Source organism: Allobosea sp. BE125, from assembly GCF_031456075.1.
GTDB lineage: Bacteria > Pseudomonadota > Alphaproteobacteria > Rhizobiales > Beijerinckiaceae > Allobosea.
This window is the reverse complement of record NZ_JAVDTY010000006.1, coordinates 42,043-58,417: the sequence shown is the minus strand read 5'-3', so window position 1 is coordinate 58,417 and position 16,375 is coordinate 42,043. Positions and strand designations below refer to the sequence as shown.

At 65.3% G+C, this 16,375-nt stretch carries 13 protein-coding genes and 1 pseudogene; 9 read left to right on the top strand and 5 right to left on the bottom strand.

Annotation, left to right across the window (positions count from 1 at the left end):
- The first annotated feature begins 456 nt into the window (after nt 1-456).
- From J2Y55_RS15025 to J2Y55_RS15015, 3 genes and pseudogenes are all read left to right on the top strand, one after another.
- Nucleotides 457-2,064 (top strand): SUMF1/EgtB/PvdO family nonheme iron enzyme, encoded by a 1,608-nt coding sequence (locus J2Y55_RS15025; protein ID WP_310154526.1) that lies wholly within the window; start codon nt 457-459, stop codon nt 2,062-2,064.
- Nucleotides 2,065-2,076: 12 nt separating this feature from the next.
- Nucleotides 2,077-2,586, top strand: coding sequence for a DUF4399 domain-containing protein (locus J2Y55_RS15020; RefSeq protein WP_310154523.1), 510 nt, complete (start codon nt 2,077-2,079; stop codon nt 2,584-2,586).
- 40 nt (nt 2,587-2,626) lie between these two features.
- Nucleotides 2,627-2,836 (top strand): annotated as a pseudogene (locus tag J2Y55_RS15015) (mandelate racemase/muconate lactonizing enzyme family protein); the annotation flags it as partial.
- A 273-nt stretch (nt 2,837-3,109) separates the two neighbouring features.
- Here the strand turns inward: J2Y55_RS15015 and J2Y55_RS15010 are convergent.
- The 3 genes from J2Y55_RS15010 to J2Y55_RS15000 form a co-directional block, all read right to left on the bottom strand.
- Complete coding sequence (locus tag J2Y55_RS15010) at nt 3,110-3,355, bottom strand: hypothetical protein (RefSeq protein WP_310154519.1); 246 nt, start codon at nt 3,353-3,355, stop codon at nt 3,110-3,112.
- A 278-nt stretch (nt 3,356-3,633) separates the two neighbouring features.
- Entirely contained in the window at nt 3,634-4,161 is a 528-nt protein-coding gene (locus tag J2Y55_RS15005) for a hypothetical protein (RefSeq protein WP_310154516.1), read from the bottom strand.
- A 605-nt stretch (nt 4,162-4,766) separates the two neighbouring features.
- Nucleotides 4,767-5,393, bottom strand: coding sequence for a TetR/AcrR family transcriptional regulator (locus J2Y55_RS15000; protein WP_310154513.1), 627 nt, complete (start codon nt 5,391-5,393; stop codon nt 4,767-4,769).
- Nucleotides 5,394-5,496: 103 nt separating this feature from the next.
- Here J2Y55_RS15000 and J2Y55_RS14995 point away from each other — a divergent pair, with 103 nt between their 5' ends.
- The 4 genes from J2Y55_RS14995 (at nt 5,497) to J2Y55_RS14980 (ending at nt 10,507) form a co-directional block, all read left to right on the top strand.
- Nucleotides 5,497-6,189 carry a PspA/IM30 family protein gene (locus tag J2Y55_RS14995; RefSeq protein WP_310154509.1) on the top strand — a complete coding sequence of 231 codons (693 nt, stop codon included), beginning with the start codon at nt 5,497-5,499 and terminating at the stop codon, nt 6,187-6,189.
- A 47-nt stretch (nt 6,190-6,236) separates the two neighbouring features.
- Complete coding sequence (locus J2Y55_RS14990) at nt 6,237-6,515, top strand: YiaA/YiaB family inner membrane protein (RefSeq protein ID WP_310154505.1); 279 nt, start codon at nt 6,237-6,239, stop codon at nt 6,513-6,515.
- A gap of 448 nt (nt 6,516-6,963) precedes the next feature.
- Nucleotides 6,964-10,362, top strand: a complete 3,399-nt coding sequence (locus J2Y55_RS14985) for an acyl-[ACP]--phospholipid O-acyltransferase (protein ID WP_310154501.1) — start codon at nt 6,964-6,966, stop codon at nt 10,360-10,362.
- A gap of 4 nt (nt 10,363-10,366) precedes the next feature.
- A complete protein-coding gene (locus J2Y55_RS14980) occupies nt 10,367-10,507 on the top strand; it encodes a hypothetical protein (RefSeq protein WP_310154498.1) in 141 nt (46 codons plus the stop codon).
- 25 nt (nt 10,508-10,532) lie between these two features.
- Here the strand turns inward: J2Y55_RS14980 and J2Y55_RS14975 are convergent, their stop codons facing one another.
- Together J2Y55_RS14975 and J2Y55_RS14970 are read right to left on the bottom strand one after the other, a co-directional pair.
- Nucleotides 10,533-10,808 carry a hypothetical protein gene (locus tag J2Y55_RS14975; RefSeq protein ID WP_310154495.1) on the bottom strand — a complete coding sequence of 92 codons (276 nt, stop codon included), beginning with the start codon at nt 10,806-10,808 and terminating at the stop codon, nt 10,533-10,535.
- 45 nt (nt 10,809-10,853) lie between these two features.
- Nucleotides 10,854-13,235, bottom strand: coding sequence for a DNA translocase FtsK (locus tag J2Y55_RS14970; protein ID WP_310154492.1), 2,382 nt, complete (start codon nt 13,233-13,235; stop codon nt 10,854-10,856).
- A 689-nt stretch (nt 13,236-13,924) separates the two neighbouring features.
- Here J2Y55_RS14970 and J2Y55_RS14965 point away from each other — a divergent pair.
- On the top strand, nt 13,925-15,076 hold the full coding sequence (locus J2Y55_RS14965) for a serine hydrolase domain-containing protein (RefSeq protein ID WP_310154489.1): 1,152 nt from the start codon (nt 13,925-13,927) through the stop codon (nt 15,074-15,076).
- A gap of 335 nt (nt 15,077-15,411) precedes the next feature.
- The gene (locus J2Y55_RS14960) at nt 15,412-16,176 is read left to right on the top strand and encodes an SDR family NAD(P)-dependent oxidoreductase (protein ID WP_310154486.1); all 765 of its coding nucleotides are present in this window, start codon (nt 15,412-15,414) and stop codon (nt 16,174-16,176) included.
- Nucleotides 16,177-16,375 lie beyond the last annotated feature (199 nt).

Sequence of the window (16,375 nt, the reverse complement as noted above, 5' to 3'; positions counted from 1 at the left end):
ATTTCTTTACTGCTCGAAAAACTCCAATCACGACACTCGGTAAAGCAACGATAGACGTCATTAGTCGCGGCAGCCCTGATGAAGGGCCAATTCCAGTGAACAGAAACCGCCGGCATTTCGAACCCGACGACAAGGAACTCGATATGCTTAGGCGGCCCGGCGGTGCTGCGACGCGAACCGGCGGCCCTTAACGCGGCAGATGCGCCACTTTGCCTACTGGCTGCCTTGCAAACAAGCATGCCTGAAAGGCAGACGTCTCTGGATTCCGGAAAGGGCCTGAAACGCCCTTCGCCCCCCAGCTCGCATGCACCACGATCGGAACCTGGGCTGCGCCGCCCAAAAGCTGACGCCTGCGGCGTGGACGGCTGGCGCCCCGCGCTCGGAGGTCAGCGTAAAATTAGCGACGCTGGATGCGCTACCTGATATGTACGGATCGGGGGCTGTCTGATCCATCTGATGGTGGTCAGGATGCGCGAAGAGTTTTCAACTCATCCGCACGCTCATCGCAGGCTTGCGGCGATCCTCGCGGCGGACATCGCCGGCTACAGCCGGATGATGGGCCACGACGAGGAGGGAACGGTTCGTCGGCTGAAGCAGGTTCGCCGCGAGATCGTCGATCCCACGCTGGAAGAGCATTACGGCAGGCTCATCAAGACCACCGGCGATGGCTTCCTCGCCATGTTCGACAGCCCGCTCGAAGCCGTGAGATGCGCGATCGTCGTTCAGCAGTCCGTGGCGGCAAGGAACACCGGTCTGCCGCGCGATTACTGGCTGCAATACCGGATAGGGGTGAATCTGGGCGACGTTATCGTCGAGCCGGACGATGTCTTTGGCGATGGCGTCAACATCGCCGCCCGCCTGGAGGCTCTGGCGATGCCCGGCGGGGTCTATATCTCCGGCGGCGTCTACGAACAGATCAAGAATAAGCTGGTCTGCGGATATCAGTCGCTTGGCGACGAGAAGCTGAAGAACATCACCGATCCCGTTCGCATCTATAGTGTCCTTCCCGACCCGGCTTCGTTCGCTAGCGCGACGAAAAATAGACGGCTTTTCGCGGTCCCGGCGGGGATCGTGGCGGCCTTTGCGCTGGTTGCCGCAGGCCTCTACGCCGCCGGCTACTGGCCCGTCGGCGGCCAGCCAAGCCTGGTGTCTGTCGGACAGGTCCACCAATGGGTGCCCGTCCCTTTGACCTCGGTGACCAACCGGCCTGCCCCGACCCCGCGGGTTGAACCGCCAGCCAGCAGGAATGCGGATGCGGCCAAACCTTTGGCGCCGACAGCCGATCCCGTGCCTGCCGCCCCAGCTCCGGATCCGCAGGTCGCGATTTTGACTCCGAGCCTTCCTGCCGCACGGACGATCCAAACCGCTTCGGGCTTCCGCGACTGCGAAACCTGCCCCGAGATGCTCCGCATACCCGGCGGATCTTTCCGGATGGGCAGCGACGAAGACCCCTCGGAGCAGCCGATCCGGACCGTGGCCATCGCGCCCTTCGCAATCGGTCGGTCTCCCATCTCCGTCGCCGAGTGGAACCGATGCGCGGCGGCAAAGGGCTGCAACATCCCGCTCGACGGAAGCGACGCAGCGCCAGCGCGCAATCTGAGCTGGCTCGATGCCAAGCAATATGTCGACTGGCTCGCGCAATCGACCGGCAAACCTTACCGCTTGCCGAGCGAAGCGGAGTGGGAATACGCCGCCAGGGCGGGTAGCTCGACCCGCTTCTGGTGGGGGCGAGATCTCGAACCTGGCAAGGCCAATTGCAAGGATTGCGGCGGCCCCCAGGATCCGAAGGCTCCGATGCCGGTCGGCAGTTTCGCACGCAATGCGTTCGGTGGCGCCGATTTCGGAGGCGGGGTCGCGCAATGGGTGGCCGATTGCTGGCTGCCCAACTACCGGGATGCGCCGTCGGATGGCTCCCCTCGTATGGCTGAGAATTGCCGCGAGAACGTCCTGAGAGGCGGCTCCTGGCGCAGCAACATTGCCTCCGTGAGGCCAGCGAGCCGGACTCACTACGATACGGGAGTGCGCTACCCCGCGCATGGTTTCAGGATAGCGCGTTCGCTCTGACAGGAGGATTCCATGGGCCGATCAGCCAGCGGCATCGTGCTTGCCTTTGCTGCAGTGAGCCTTTTCCCTCCAGCTGCCCTGGCGCAGACGGCGCCGACCCCAAACCCCTCCCCACCGCAACGCGCGCCTTCTCCGGATGCGCGCCTGTACATCATCTATCCTTGGGACGGAGCGCAGATCCGTGGCGAATTCTGGGTGCGGTTCGGCCTGCGGAATATGGGCGTGACGCAGGCCGGTAGCTCCGCTCCGAATGCCGGACATCACCACCTCCTGGTCGATGTCACCGATGTGATCGATCCGGAGGAACCGCTTCCGACGGACAACAAGCATCTTCACTTCGGTGCGGGCCAGACGGAGGCGAGGCTTGAGCTGCCGCCTGGACAACATACCCTCCAATTGGTGCTCGGCGACTCCGAACACAGGCCGTTCAAACCGATGCTCATCTCGAAGAAGGTGACCATAACCGTGTTGCCGGCAGCTCCCGCGAAGACGTCGAAGAAAGTCAGTGGGAAGGGTGCCTAGGGCAAAGGAAACCCACCCCTGGCGGACGGACCTCGGCGAGCCGCATGCCGGCGAGATGAGCCAGGTCCATGTCCACCTGTCCTACTGGCACCCGGCCTCGACGATCCTCGAATACATTCTCTGCGTAAAGGATCATTTCGGGGAACCGATCCGCGTCGAAGGCAGCGTCTACGCCCTGCCCCAGCATCCCGGCGCGGGGACGACACCGCTGGCGGCGAGCCTTGAGCGCTTCGGTCAATCGCTCCGCTAGAGCCGCGAAGTCGTAAAGCCGCGAAATCTTGGAGCCACGAATTCTTGGTGCAGCGCGGTCTTGGAGCGGCGCAGTCTTGGAGCAATCGCGCCATCCGTGCTCGGCAAGGGCCAACCGCCCATCGTTGCGGATGCATGCGCCCATAGACGCCAATCGGACGTCCCGATGAATCGCGCCAACTGCTGCCATTCGAAAGCACTCAGAAGGCGGACGCAGGTGAAACGCGCGGAACCGCTTTCCAAGCGCGCGGCCTGCCGAACAGCCCTGTTCGTCTCAGCGACGGCCGCTCGAAACCCGACCGTGATCCCCACTGGACAGGAACCGCATGAAAGCCGGCGGGAGCTCAATGAAGCCGAGAGCTTCCTGACGGATATCGAAATCCGCGATAGCCTCGGTCAGCATCTCGAATTCCCGCTCACCATCGGAAGCCCGCGATGATGAGATGAGCTGTGCAGCTCGCAGCACAGCAGCCTTCCGCAGTTCATAAGACGAGATCATCACGGCGTCGGCGTTGGGCATGACACCACCTCATCGCTACGCAACCTCACATCGGCTAAACTAGCGACCAAAGCGCTGGAATACGAGTCGCTTACGCAACACTGCTCGGTATCCGGCCCCAGACGCCGAAGATGGAGTTGGCTGACGGACCGCGCTCAGAGACGTCCGTCAGTTCGGCGATGCGTTCGGTCACTCGGCGACCCAACGCTCGGGGCCGCAGAGTGACGTGGAATAGCCGGGGTGAATTGCAGTCGGCGGAGATGGCCCCGGCGGCTGCAACTCAAGCTTTCGCGACCAGGTCAGTTAATCGCTTTGACGCTGGAGAGGATCGAATCGATCGCCTTGCCGTGCTTCGTGCGTTCCTCATCGTTGCCCCAGAGCGTAAGCAGGACAACGCGGTCCTTACCGCCGGGCAGCATGATGAAATCTACAGTGGTCGGCTCATCCTTGTAGGTCGTCTCGAATTTGTAAATCGTCGCCGCGATACCGTTCAAATTCGTTTCGGCCTCGATTGGCTTATTCACTTTAATACCAGTATCTTTCATCCACTTCTGGTTGGCTTCCATCATTGCCTTAACATTCTTGATTGCGGCGAATTCAACAGAAATATAGACATCCTTGTTGGGCGACCAACCCTCGTATCCGTACTTAACTTCTTTGGTATCCCAGTCGTTTGGGATCGAAACAATGATGGCCGGATCCTTGTCGGGGACGGCAAAATTCTTTGCGAGCACGGGGGAGACAAGGAGCGACAAAGCTAGCGCAATTACGGCTGTGCGACGAAATTTCAACTTGATACGCTCCACGACGCGAGATGCGGGCTGCATCTACGGCTTCCCCTCATCGCGTTCACTGCGCCCAGGTGCAATGTATTTTACGTAACTCACTTAACCGACGCTGGGGCAGGAGCCGTAGAGCCGGCCGACGCGCGAGCACGACGGCCCTTCGAACCGACAAACTAGACTGCCGGACTCTGGACATTGGTGGTGTCGGCAACGGGCTGGAGCCGACGCTTCCGGACCGTTACCGCAATCTGTGCCAACGAGACCTAAAATGGGCCGGCGATGATGGTGCTTGCGTCGTCCTTTTAGACCCACCAGCCATCCGGCGGATCGCCCGCCCCTCATCGGCCCCTGGCGATGCGGTCCCGCGCCGCCCAACCTTAAGCCTAGTCGCAAGGATCGTCGCCCTCGCCACGCCTCAACCCGCCGACACCCCCACCAACCTCGCCCCAAGCCAGGCTTTCGCCTTGTCGATGATCTCGTCGGCCAGCAGCAGGCGCGGAGCCTGCGGCGGGCGGATGGCGACGTGGTTTGGAGGATGAACTGCCTGCGCCAGGAGGCTCCGAACACATCTGGAACATCCTTCGAGACGCCGCTTACGCGGCCCCCTCAGAATGAGGACACACCGTTCCAAACCAGCGCCGCCCGCATCACCCGCCCTGCCCTTGGCTCGCAAGCCCCACGCAGACGAGCTCCACCAACCGCTCGACCTGCCGGTCGAGCTCGCGCTGCGGCACTGCCACGAGCTTCTCCTCGAGCCCGAGCATGACGACGCCGTGGACGGCCGAGAACAGGGTTCGGCTCAGCAGGACGAGATCCGCCTCGCCGGCCTGCGGCTGGAGCCGCTGCAGCGGCGCCAGGATGTAACGGAACATCGTCATCTGCTCGTCGATCGCCCATTCCGGCACGATGGCGCCTTCCGCCATGCGGTGCTCGAACAGGGTGCGCCAGAGCTGCAGGTTCCCGCGCGCGAAGGCGCAATAAGCCTGCGCGACCGCGACCAGCTGGGCGCTCGCTTCTTCCTTGGAATCCAGGCGGCGGCCTTGCGTCGCCTGCGCCAAGGCGGCGTCGAGCCGGGCCAGCGTTCGCGAACCGACGCGCAGCACGAGCTCGTCCATATCCTGGACGAGATTGTAGATCGCCCCCAGCGCGCAGCCGACCTCGCTCGCCAGCTCGCGCGCCTTGAGGCCGGCAAGCCCCCTCCCAGCAATGGCGCGCTCTGCCGCCAGCACCAGGGCCTCGCGCTGCCGCTCCCGGCGTTCCGTCGTCTTGACCATGTTTGATCCTAACCCTGAACAACGTTCAAAATATGTCTTGAACGGCGTTCAAGTTCGTGTCATGCCTATCTTCGTGAACGATGTTCATAACGGAGAACCAGCCATGTTCAAGATGTTTGTGACCCTCTTCCGCGGCAGCGTCGCTGAAGCGGGCGAAGCCATCGCCGACCGCAACGCGCTGTTGATCCTCGACCAGCAGCTGCGCGATGCAACCGCCGCCTTCGACCGGGCCAAGAAGGCGCTCGCCGTGGCGATCGCCCAGGACCAGCAGGAGAGCGCCCGCCTCGCGGCGACCAAAGGCCGGGTCGTCGATCTGGAGAACCGGGTCGGCGCGGCGCTTCATGCCGGCGACGAGATCCTGGCCCGCGAGGGGGCGGAGGCGATCGCGACGCTGGAGGCCGATCGCGATGCCGCTGCCGCCGCGCAGGCCCTCTTCGCCACGGAAATCCTGCGGCTGCGGCGCCATCTCGCCCAGGCCCAGACGCGCATCGCCGAGCTCGACCGTGGCCGGCGCCTGGCGCGCGCCTCGGAGGCCGTGCGCGAGATGCGGCGCGGCCGGACGGAAGCCGCCAGGCCCCATGAGGCGACGCTTGGCGAGGCCGAGCAGACGCTGAAGCGGCTGCGCGAGCGCCAGACGCAAGCCGAGGCCGCCGATCTCGCGCTCGATGAGCTCGACGGCGCGGCCACGGTCTCGGTCACCGAGAAGCTCGCGGCGCGCGGCTACGGCCCGCGCCTGAAGCCGACCGCCGACGACGTGCTGGCTCGCCTGCGCGGCCAGGCCGCCGCGACCGCCTGAGCATCACCCAAACCCCGCCAATTCCCTCTCACACACGGAGATCCACGATGAACCAGAATTCCCAACCCCATAGCGGCGCCTGGGTCAGCTTCACCTATGCCTCGTTCCTCGCCGCTGCCGTCATGGTCGGCACCGGCATCCTGTTCCTGCCGCTCGACTGGTGGGCCAAGGGCTATCTCGGCATGGGCGTGGTCATGCTCGTCCAGTCCTGCGTGACCATGACCAAGACGGTGCGCGACATGCACGAAGCCTCGCGCCTGGTGAACCGCATCGAGGATGCGCGCACCGAGCGCTTGCTGATGGATGTCGGCAAGCCGGCGCTCTGAGGGACCGTTTGGCCCTCGTCCTTCGAGACGCCGCTTACGCGGCGCCTCAGAGGCTGGCCGATAACGATGCCGCTGTTTTCAAAAGCTTGAACATCGCGGAAAAACGCGCCGTCATCCCGGACAAGCCGCGTCAGCGGCGCCGATCCGGGATCCATGCCGGAGCGCTTGCAGGTGAGGTTCCGGCATGGATCCCGGGTCTCCTTGCAGTCGCCCGGGATGACGGCGCGTTTCCCGAAATTCCAACCGACTGAAATCCTTGCCGACGTTGTCGGCCGGGCTCCTCAGGATGAGGGCTCGAATGTCCAAACGAGCTCTGAGCCGCCCGATCGCGCAAAACTCCGGCGCGCCGGTAAGCGCGACTTAACCGAGAAACCGCATCGCCACTCGCGTGAAACGATTGTTTTCCCATGGCGATGCAACCCTTCCTCGAACGTAACAAGGGCCAGCCATGACCGATAATCTGATGCTGAAGCGGCGCTTCGCGCCGTTGTTCTGGGCGCAGTTCTTCTCCGCCTTCAACGACAACTTCCTCAAGAACGCGCTGGTCTTCATCATCCTCTACAAGCTCGCCGGCTCGCATGGCGAAGCCCTGGTGACCCTGGCCGGCGGCATCTTCATCGCGCCGTTCTTCCTGCTCTCGGGCCTCGGCGGCCAGATGGCCGATCGCTTCGACAAGGCGCTGGTCGCGCGCCGGCTGAAGCTCGCCGAGATCGGCGCATCCGGGATCGCGGTTGTGGGCTTCATGCTGCAATCGGTGCCGGTGCTGTTCGTGGCGCTGGCGGCCTTCGGCATCATCGCGGCGCTGTTTGGCCCGATCAAATACGGCATCCTGCCCGATCATCTCAGGCGCGAGGAGCTGCCGGCGGCCAACGCGCTGATCGAGGGCGCGACCTTCATCGCGATCCTGCTCGGCACCGTCGCGGGTGGCCTGACGGCGCGGGAGGGCGGCAATGTCGCCTCGCTCAGCGGCCTGATCATGGTCTTTGCGCTGCTGTGCTGGGTTGCGACCCTGTTCATCCCCAAGACCGAGGCCGCCGCTCCCGACCTCAAGATCGATGCCAATATCCTTCGCTCGACCGGCGGCCTGCTCAGGGATCTCTGGGCCGATGCCCGGCTCTGGCGCACCGGCGTCATGGTCAGCCTGTTCTGGCTGATCGGCGCGGTGGTGATGTCGCTGCTGCCCTCGCTGGTCAAGAACGGCATGGGCGGCACCGAACTCGTGGTCAGCGTCTATCTCGGCCTCTTCGCCATCGCGATTGCGGTCGGTTCGGGCATCGGCTCCTTCCTGTCGAGCGGGCGGATCGTGCTCCTGCCGGTGCCGGTCGCCTGCGTCGTCATGGGCCTGTTCGCGCTCGATCTCGGCTGGGCGATCTCGGGCGTCGTGGCGCATCAGCCGGCACGCGATGTCGCCGCCTTCTTCCAGGACGGCCTGGCCTGGCGCGTCGGCATCGACCTTACCGGCCTCGCCATCGCCGGCGGCGTCTTCATCGTGCCCTCCTTCGCGGCGATGCAGGTCTGGGCTCCGGCCGAGAAGCGCGCGCGCATCATCGCTGCCGCCAATGTGCTCTCGGCTGCCTTCATGGTCGCAGGCGCCGTCATCGTCGCGCTGCTGCAGGCCGCGGGATTAAGTCTGTCGCAGCTCTTCCTGATCATCGGCGCGGGCACGCTCGCGGCTTCCGTCTGGATCTTCAAGGCGCTGCCGACCAATCCGCTGCGCGATTTCCTCTCGATCCTGCTGCGCGCCTTCTACCGGCTCGAGATCACCGGCCAGGAGAATATCGCCAAGGCCGGCCCCAATGCGATCATCGCGCTGAACCATGTCAGCTTCCTCGATGCGGCGCTGGCGCTCTCGATCCTCGACAAGGACCCGGTCTTCGCCATCGATCACGGCATCGCCCAGCGCTGGTGGGTCAAGCCCTTCCTGAAGCTGACGCGCGCCATGCCGCTCGACCCGACGCGCCCGCTGGCGACGCGCTCGCTGATCAACGCGGTCAAGGCTGGCGAGAGCCTGATCATCTTCCCGGAAGGACGCCTCACCGTCACCGGCAGCCTGATGAAGGTCTATGACGGCGCCGCCATGATCGCCGAGAAATCCGGCGCCATGGTCGTGCCGGTTCGCATCGAGGGGCTGGAGGCGACCGTGTTCTCGCGATTGACCCGCGAGCAGGTCCGCCGCCGCTGGTTCCCGAAGGTGCGCGTCACCATCCTGGAGCCGGTCGCGCTCAGCGTTGCCGAGGAGCTCAAGGGCAAGGCGCGCCGCCAGGCGGCAGGCGCCGCGCTCTACCAGATCATGTCGGACCTGATCTTCAAGACCACGGATATCGACCGCAGCGTCTTCGAGGCCGTCGTCGAGGCTGCGAAGGTCCATGGCATGGGCCGCGTCGCGGTCGAGGATCCGATCACCGGCACGCTCACCTATAAGCGCCTGCTGATCGGCGCCGAGGTGCTCGGCCGCAAGCTCGCCCCGCTGGCCAAGCCCGGCGAAGCGCTCGGCGTGATGCTGCCCAATGCCAATGGCGCGGCGGTGACGCTGCTCGGCCTGCTCTCGGCGGCCCGCGTGCCGGCGATGATCAACTTCACCGCCGGCGCCACCAATATCGCTGCAGCCTGCAAGGCGGCCGAGATCCGCACGATCGTGACCTCGCGCGCCTTCATCGAGAAGGGCCGGATGGTGCCGCTGGTCGAGGCGCTCAGGGACACCGTCGCGATCGTCTATCTGGAGGATGTCCGCGCCACCGTCTCTACCAGCGACAAGCTCAAGGCGCTGTGGCGCCATGGCCGGCCGATCCTCGCCTCGAAAGGCCAGGACCGGGCCGCGATCCTGTTCACCTCCGGCTCGGAGGGCACGCCCAAGGGCGTCGTCCTGTCCCATGCCAATATGCTCGCCAACACGGCCCAGGCCGCGGCGCGGATCGATTTCGGCCGGCGCGACAAGGTCTTCAACGTGCTGCCGGTGTTCCATTCCTTCGGCCTGACGGTCGGCCTCGTGCTGCCGCTGGTCTCGGGCGTGCCCGTCTATCTCTATCCCTCGCCGCTGCATTACCGGCTGGTGCCGGAGCTGCTCTACGGCTCCAACGCCACCATCCTGTTCGGCACCGACACCTTCCTCTCCGGCTATGCCCGTGCGGCCCATCCTTACGATTTGCGCTCGCTGCGCTACATCCTGGCCGGGGCCGAGCCGGTCAAGGAGGCGACGCGCCGGATCTATATGGAGAAGTTCGGCGTGCGCATCCTGGAGGGCTACGGCGTCACCGAGACCGCGCCGGTGCTGGCGATCAACACGCCGATGTTCAACCGCTTCGGCACCGTCGGCCGGATCATGCCGGGCATGGAAGCCAGGCTCGAACAGGTCCCCGGCGTCGAGGACGGCGGGCGCCTGCATGTGCGCGGCCCCAATATCATGCTGGGCTATCTGCGCGCCGAGAATCCAGGCGTGCTGGAGCCCCCGGTCGAGGGCTGGCACGACACCGGCGACATCGTCACCATCGACAAGGACGGCTTCGTGGTGATCAAGGGCCGCGCCAAGCGCTTCGCCAAGATCGCCGGCGAAATGGTCTCGCTCGCTGCGATCGAGACCCTGGCGGCCGAGCTCTGGCCCGATGCGCTCTCGGCGGTGGCGAGCCTGCCCGATGCGCGCAAGGGCGAGCGCCTGGTGCTGGTCACGGCCCAGCGCGATGCGACCAAGGCGGCGTTCCAGGCCCATGCCAAGAGCAAGGGCGCCTCCGAATTGATGGTCCCCGCCGAGGTCCTGGTCGTGCCGGCCGTGCCGGTGCTCGGCTCCGGCAAGCTCGACTTCGCCGGGGTCACGCGCCTGGTGCGTGAGCGCTCCGCCGCGCTGGCCGCCTGACGCGATGCTACGCTTCTGGCTCAGGGCTCTGACCAAGCCGGCGCTCGATCTGACGCTGACCACCCATCCCGGGCTGGTGACGCGGATCCGGGAGAAGGGTTCCCCGCGCCCTTCATCCGGCGCTTCGCTTCATCTCGCCCGCTAGGGGAGCGCCGTGCATGATCCGCTCATCAGTCAGTGCGAGCGTAAAGGGCTATGGCCCGCTCCGCGATCTCGCGGTCGAAGGCGAGATTACCGGTTAGATCCATTCGGGCCGTCACAACCCAATTCAGATATTCGGCGACTGCCTGGGAGGTCGTGCCAGCAGTCAGCATGCCGTGAAGGTGGAAGGCGTATGAATCATACTCATCTACAGCCTCGGGAACATCCGCCACGCCAATCGGGTCCCAGTCATTCAGGAGCAGGCTCTTGAGCTTCTCGAGTTCGGCTAAATTTCGAGATGACATACCTCTGCCCACCCAAAGACCACGCCCGTCAGGCAACGCTCACGTTCAATCCTCGTCCTCGCGGGCCCTGCCGGTTTCGACGAGGATCTCGCGCTTGCCGGCGTGGTTGGCGGGGCCGACGATGCCTTCGTTCTCCATCCGCTCCATGATCGAGGCGGCGCGGTTGTAGCCGATCTGGAGGCGGCGCTGGATATAGGAGGTCGAGGCCTTCTTGTCGCGCAGCACCACCGCCACCGCCTGGTCGTAAGGGTCGTCGCTCTCGGCCTGCGCAATCGCGCTCTTGTCGAAGACCGCGCCGTCCTCGCCCTCGGATGCGCCCTCCTCCTCCTCGGAGGTGACGGCCTCGAGATATTGCGGCCGGCCTTGCGTCTTCAGGTGGGCGACGACCTTCTCGACCTCGGCATCGCTGACGAAGGGGCCGTGGACGCGGGTGATGCGCCCGCCGCCGGCCATGTAGAGCATGTCGCCCTGGCCGAGCAGCTGCTCGGCGCCCTGCTCGCCCAGGATCGTGCGCGAGTCGATCTTGGAGGTGACCTGGAAGGAGATCCGGGTCGGGAAGTTCGCCTTGATCGTGCCGGTGATGACGTCGACCGAGGGGCGCTGCGTCGCCAGCACGACATGGATGCCGGCCGCACGCGCCATCTGGGCCAGGCGCTGGATCGTGCCTTCGATCTCCTTGCCGGCGACCATCATCAGATCGGCCATCTCGTCGACGATGACGACGATATAGGGCAGAGGCTCGAGGTCCATGACCTCCTCCTCATAGATCGCCTCGCCGGAATGCTTGTCGAAGCCGGTCTGCACGGTGCGGGTGATGACCTCGCCGGCGGCCTTCGCCTCTCCGACGCGGGCGTTGAAGCCGTCGATGTTGCGCACCGAGAGCTTCGACATCTTCTTGTAGCGCTCCTCCATCTCGCGCACCGCCCATTTCAGGGCGACGACCGCCTTCTTCGGGTCGGTGACGACAGGGGTGAGCAGATGGGGAATGCCGTCATAGACGGAGAGCTCGAGCATTTTTGGATCGACCATGATCAGGCGGCACTCCTCCGGTTTCAGCCGGTAGAGCAGCGACAGGATCATGGTGTTGATCGCCACCGACTTGCCGGAGCCGGTGGTGCCGGCGACGAGCAGATGCGGCATGCGGGCGAGATCGACGATCACCGGCTCGCCGCCGATGGTCTTGCCCAGCCCCAAGGCGAGCTTGTGCTTGGAGCTCTCGAAATCCTGGCTCGCCAGCAATTCGCGCAGGAAGACGGTCTCGCGCTTGGCGTTGGGCAGTTCGATGCCGATGGCGTTCTTGCCCGGGATCACGGCGACGCGGGCAGCGATCGCGCTCATCGAGCGGGCGATGTCGTCGGCCAACGAGATCACCCGCGAGGATTTGGTCCCGGGCGCCGGCTCGAGCTCATAGAGCGTCACCACAGGGCCGGGGCAGGCCTGGACGATTTCACCACGGACGTTGAAATCCTCGAGCACCCCCTCGAGAAAGCCGGCGTTCTGCTGCAGGATTTCGGTGGGAACGGTAGCCTCGAAGGTCCGCGGCGGTTCGGCGAGAATCGTGATCGGCGGCAGCTCGAAGGCGGCCGGCTGCACGGCCTGCGAAAGCGTCTGCGCTACAAGGCGGGTTGGAACGCTGCGGGTTGGCGCAGTGCGGGGAGGCTCGACGCGGGAAGGCTCGAGCCGAGAAGGCGAGATCCGAGAAGGCTTGGCTGCCTGCGCCGCCCCGGTTTCGCGGGTCTTGCGCGTGACGACGATGCCGCGGCCAGTAGCGGGGATGGCGTCGGCGGCAGATGAGACGTCGGAGGCAAGCGGGACGGCGAGTGAGGTGACCGGTGAGGTGGTCGCGGGGGCCCTGCCCTGGCCGGCATCGGACCATGACCGCGGCGATAGCTTGAGGCTGACAGTGTAGGCCTGGCTCGCGCTCGTCCAGCGCCCGGCAGGATCGGCTGCCGGCAGGGCTACGGGAATAGCGACACCCTTGCGGTGCGCGATAGGCTCCGCCTCGGCGAGAGCGAAGGGCGTCATGCCTGCAATAGCGGGCTCGGTCGTGTCGGCAGGCTCGTTCTCATCGGCGTGCCACTCGGCCTCGACATCCCGCGGACGGCTTTCCGGCAAGAGCTCCCAGAAGGCGTGGTCGGAAATCAAGGCGAAGGGCGTCGAGGCCGCGTTGTCGTCCACTGGTGCCGCATCATCCCGCGCCAGCACTGCAGCAGCTTCGGCCTCCCCGTCATAGAAGGCCTCGCCAGGAGCGTAATCGGCCTCCGGCGCCACTGAAGGCAGCATTTCCGGCTCGGCCGGCTGCTTCAGCAGGCGGTCCGGCGTGCGCCAATAGCGCACTTCGCTGCGCTTCGACTGGCTCGGCTGCGATCGCGAAATCCCGGCCGGATTGTCGCCGCCGACGGGTGCCGCGATCGCTGGGCCGGGCAAAGCCCTTTGCGCTCGGGCCCCGTGCGCTTGGGGCCCGAGCAGTTGGCCCCCCTGCGCTGGCGCCGGATTCAGGACCGGGTTTGCGCGCCTGAGCCTGTTGGGTACTGGAACAGCCGGCAAGGTCTTGATCCCAGCCTTGTCGCGCGCCTCAGGGCTGAGGGGCCGATCGCTTCGGGACCCAGGAAATCGCTCGGAAACGGCATCCTGCGGCAGGCTGTCAACGTCGAATTCGGGCATCGGATACCGCAGGTTTTGGAGATTTACTGACCGCCCACAGGCCTAGTCCGGCAGGGTTAAGAGGCGATAAATGTTCCCCTACCGAGAGCGCTTTCGCGCGAGGTGGAGATCAGGTCGCATCAAGAAAATGCGTCAGAACAAAGAGTTGTATCCTTCCGTTTATCTTTTGAATCACGCCGTCATCCCGGGCGCAGCGAAGCGCAGACCCGGGATCCATGCCGGAGCGCTGCCTGGTCAGGCTCTGGCATGGATCCCGGATCGGCGCGGCTAAAGCCGCTTGTCCGGGATGACGCCGCGTTAGTGGTCAGGACAGAGCCATCACCGGAGCCTGCTGGAGCATCCTTCGAGACGCCATTCCCTGCGGAATGGCTCCTCAGGATGAGGGCTGTAGGATGAGCGAATCTCCGACGGCCCGTGAGGGCCTGCCGCTGCTTCATGGAGTTGCCCCGCAGATGAGCACTGAGACCGCGCAACCGCGCCAGCATCTTCCGCGCGGCGAGGACTTCCTGCTGCTCTCGCCGAGCTGGCAGGCCTATGCCTACCGCAATGTCGACCGCATCTTCGCGACGCGGACGATCGCGCGGGGCGAGGCTGCCTTTCCCCTGGTGCGCGGGCCGGAGATCGCACCGGAATATCAGCTCGGCGGCGCGCTTTACGGGGTCGAGGATTATATCCACCGCACCAATATCGCCGGGCTCCTGGTGCTGCAGGGCGACACCATCCGGCTCGAGCGCTATGGGCTCGGGCTGGAGGAGCATCTGCGCTGGTCGTCGATGTCGATGATCAAGTCGCTGACCTCGACGCTGGTGGGCGCTGCCCTCAAGGACGGCGCGATCGCCAGCCTCGACGATCCGGTCTCGCGCTACCTGCCGGCGCTGGGCGGCAGCGCCTATGACGAGGTCAGCGTCGCCAGCCTGATCACCATGTCGTCGGGTGTCGACTGGAACGAGGACTACACCGACCGCAACTCGCATGTGAACCGCTACAGCAAATCGCTGGGCGACAAGGTGCCGGGCGGCGTGCTCGCCATGATGGGCGGCGTGCGCGGCCTGCATCCGCCAGGCCAGCGGTTCAACTACAACACCGGCGACACCTATGTGCTGGGCGCACTGCTTTCGGCGGCGACCGGGCAGACCCTGGCGCACTACATGTCGCGCAAGATCTGGTCGCGCTTCGGCATGGAGTTCGACGCGTTCTATACGCTGGAATCGGAGGGCGGGCAGGAGATCGGCGGCAGCCGCGCCGGCATGGCGCTCCGGGATTTCGGCCGCTTCGGCCTCTTCCTGCTCGGCGGCGGCGTCATCGCCGGCGAGCCCATCCTGCCTGAGGGATGGCTCGATGCCGCGGGCTCGCGCGTCTTTACGCTGGATCCGGCGACGAACAGCTACGGGGCCGACGGCTATGGCTATAGCTGGTGGATCGATCCCGACGGCGCCATGGTCGCCTCCGGCTTCGCCGGCCAGACGCTTTACGTCAATCGCCGGGACAACGTCGTCATCGTGACGCTGTCATGCCACCCGCAGCCGCCCTTCGCCGCAAGCTATGGCATGGATTTCAAGGCCGAACGCTTCGCCTTCAAGCGGGCCGTGCTCGACCGGCTCTGAGACGCCGTTTGAGACTTGAGCCCTCATCCTGAGGAGGCCCGCAAGGGCCGTCTCGAAGGATGCTCCAGATGGTTCCGGAGCCTCCTGGAGCATCCTTCGAGACGCCGCTTCGCGGCTCCTCAGGATGAGGGCTGTGGGAATTCTCAAACGGATTCTGAGATCCGGTGCCGCGGCCGGCGTTGCTGCCGCACAGAGACCGGCCGGACCAGGGCACGCCAAGGCGCCTGCACATATCGGCACTGCATGCTGTCGGGGTTGAAACCAAGCCCCTCAGCGCCGCTATAAAGGCGCCGACACGCAATGACGCAATAGAATCGCAAGAAGGACAGGCCCGCATGGCCCAGGAACTCACCGGCAGAGAATTCACCGGCAAGCGCGTGATCGTGATGGGCGGCAGCCGCGGCATCGGACGCTCCATTGCGCTGGGCTTCGCGGCATCAGGCGCATCCGTTTCGATCTGTGCCCGGGGCGCAGGACCGCTCGAAGCGACGCGCCGGGAGCTCGAGGCGCTCAGCGTCACCGCACATGCGGCCAGCGTCGACCTCGCCGATGCGGCTGCCATCGAGGCCTATCTGCCTGAGGCGGTGCAGGCGCTGGGAGGGCTCGACGTCCTCGTCAACAATGCCTCGGGCTTTGGCCATTCCGATGACGAGGCGGGCTGGGCAGCCTCGCTCAATGTCGACATGATGGCGGTTGTCCGCGGCAGCCATGCGGCGATCCCGCATATGAAGCCGGGCTCGTCGATCGTGAACGTCTCGTCGATCTCGGCCCTGCGGGCCTCGTCGCGTTCGGCGCCTTACGGCGCCGTCAAGGCGGCCGTGATGCACTACACGGCGAGCCAGGCGAAGATGCTGTCGCGGCAGGGCATCCGGGTGAACTGCGTCGCGCCCGGTTCGATCGAGTTTCCGGGCGGCACCTGGGAAGACCGCAAGACCTCCAACCCCGACCTTTACCAATCGACGCTGGCCAACATCCCGTTCGGCCGGATGGGCAAGCCCGAGGAGGTCGCCGAGGTCGTGCTCTTCCTCGCTTCCGCCAAGGCCAGCTGGGTCACCGCCCAGACCATCGTGGTCGATGGCGGGCAACTCGTCGGGCCCTGACCCCAGCTCATACGAAGAGCTGCGACGATCAGGAATCCGAAGCGCGTCATGGTCGGGCCTGCGCCGACCATCTCGTAAACCAGAGCGCGCTGGTTGTGAGATTCTTAAGGCGCAAGCCCGAGAATGACGCGTTGTGATGGCTCCCGGTCGGCGCCGCTTCGGCCACTCCATGCCGCGATGTCTCACCGGGCTTGCCAGC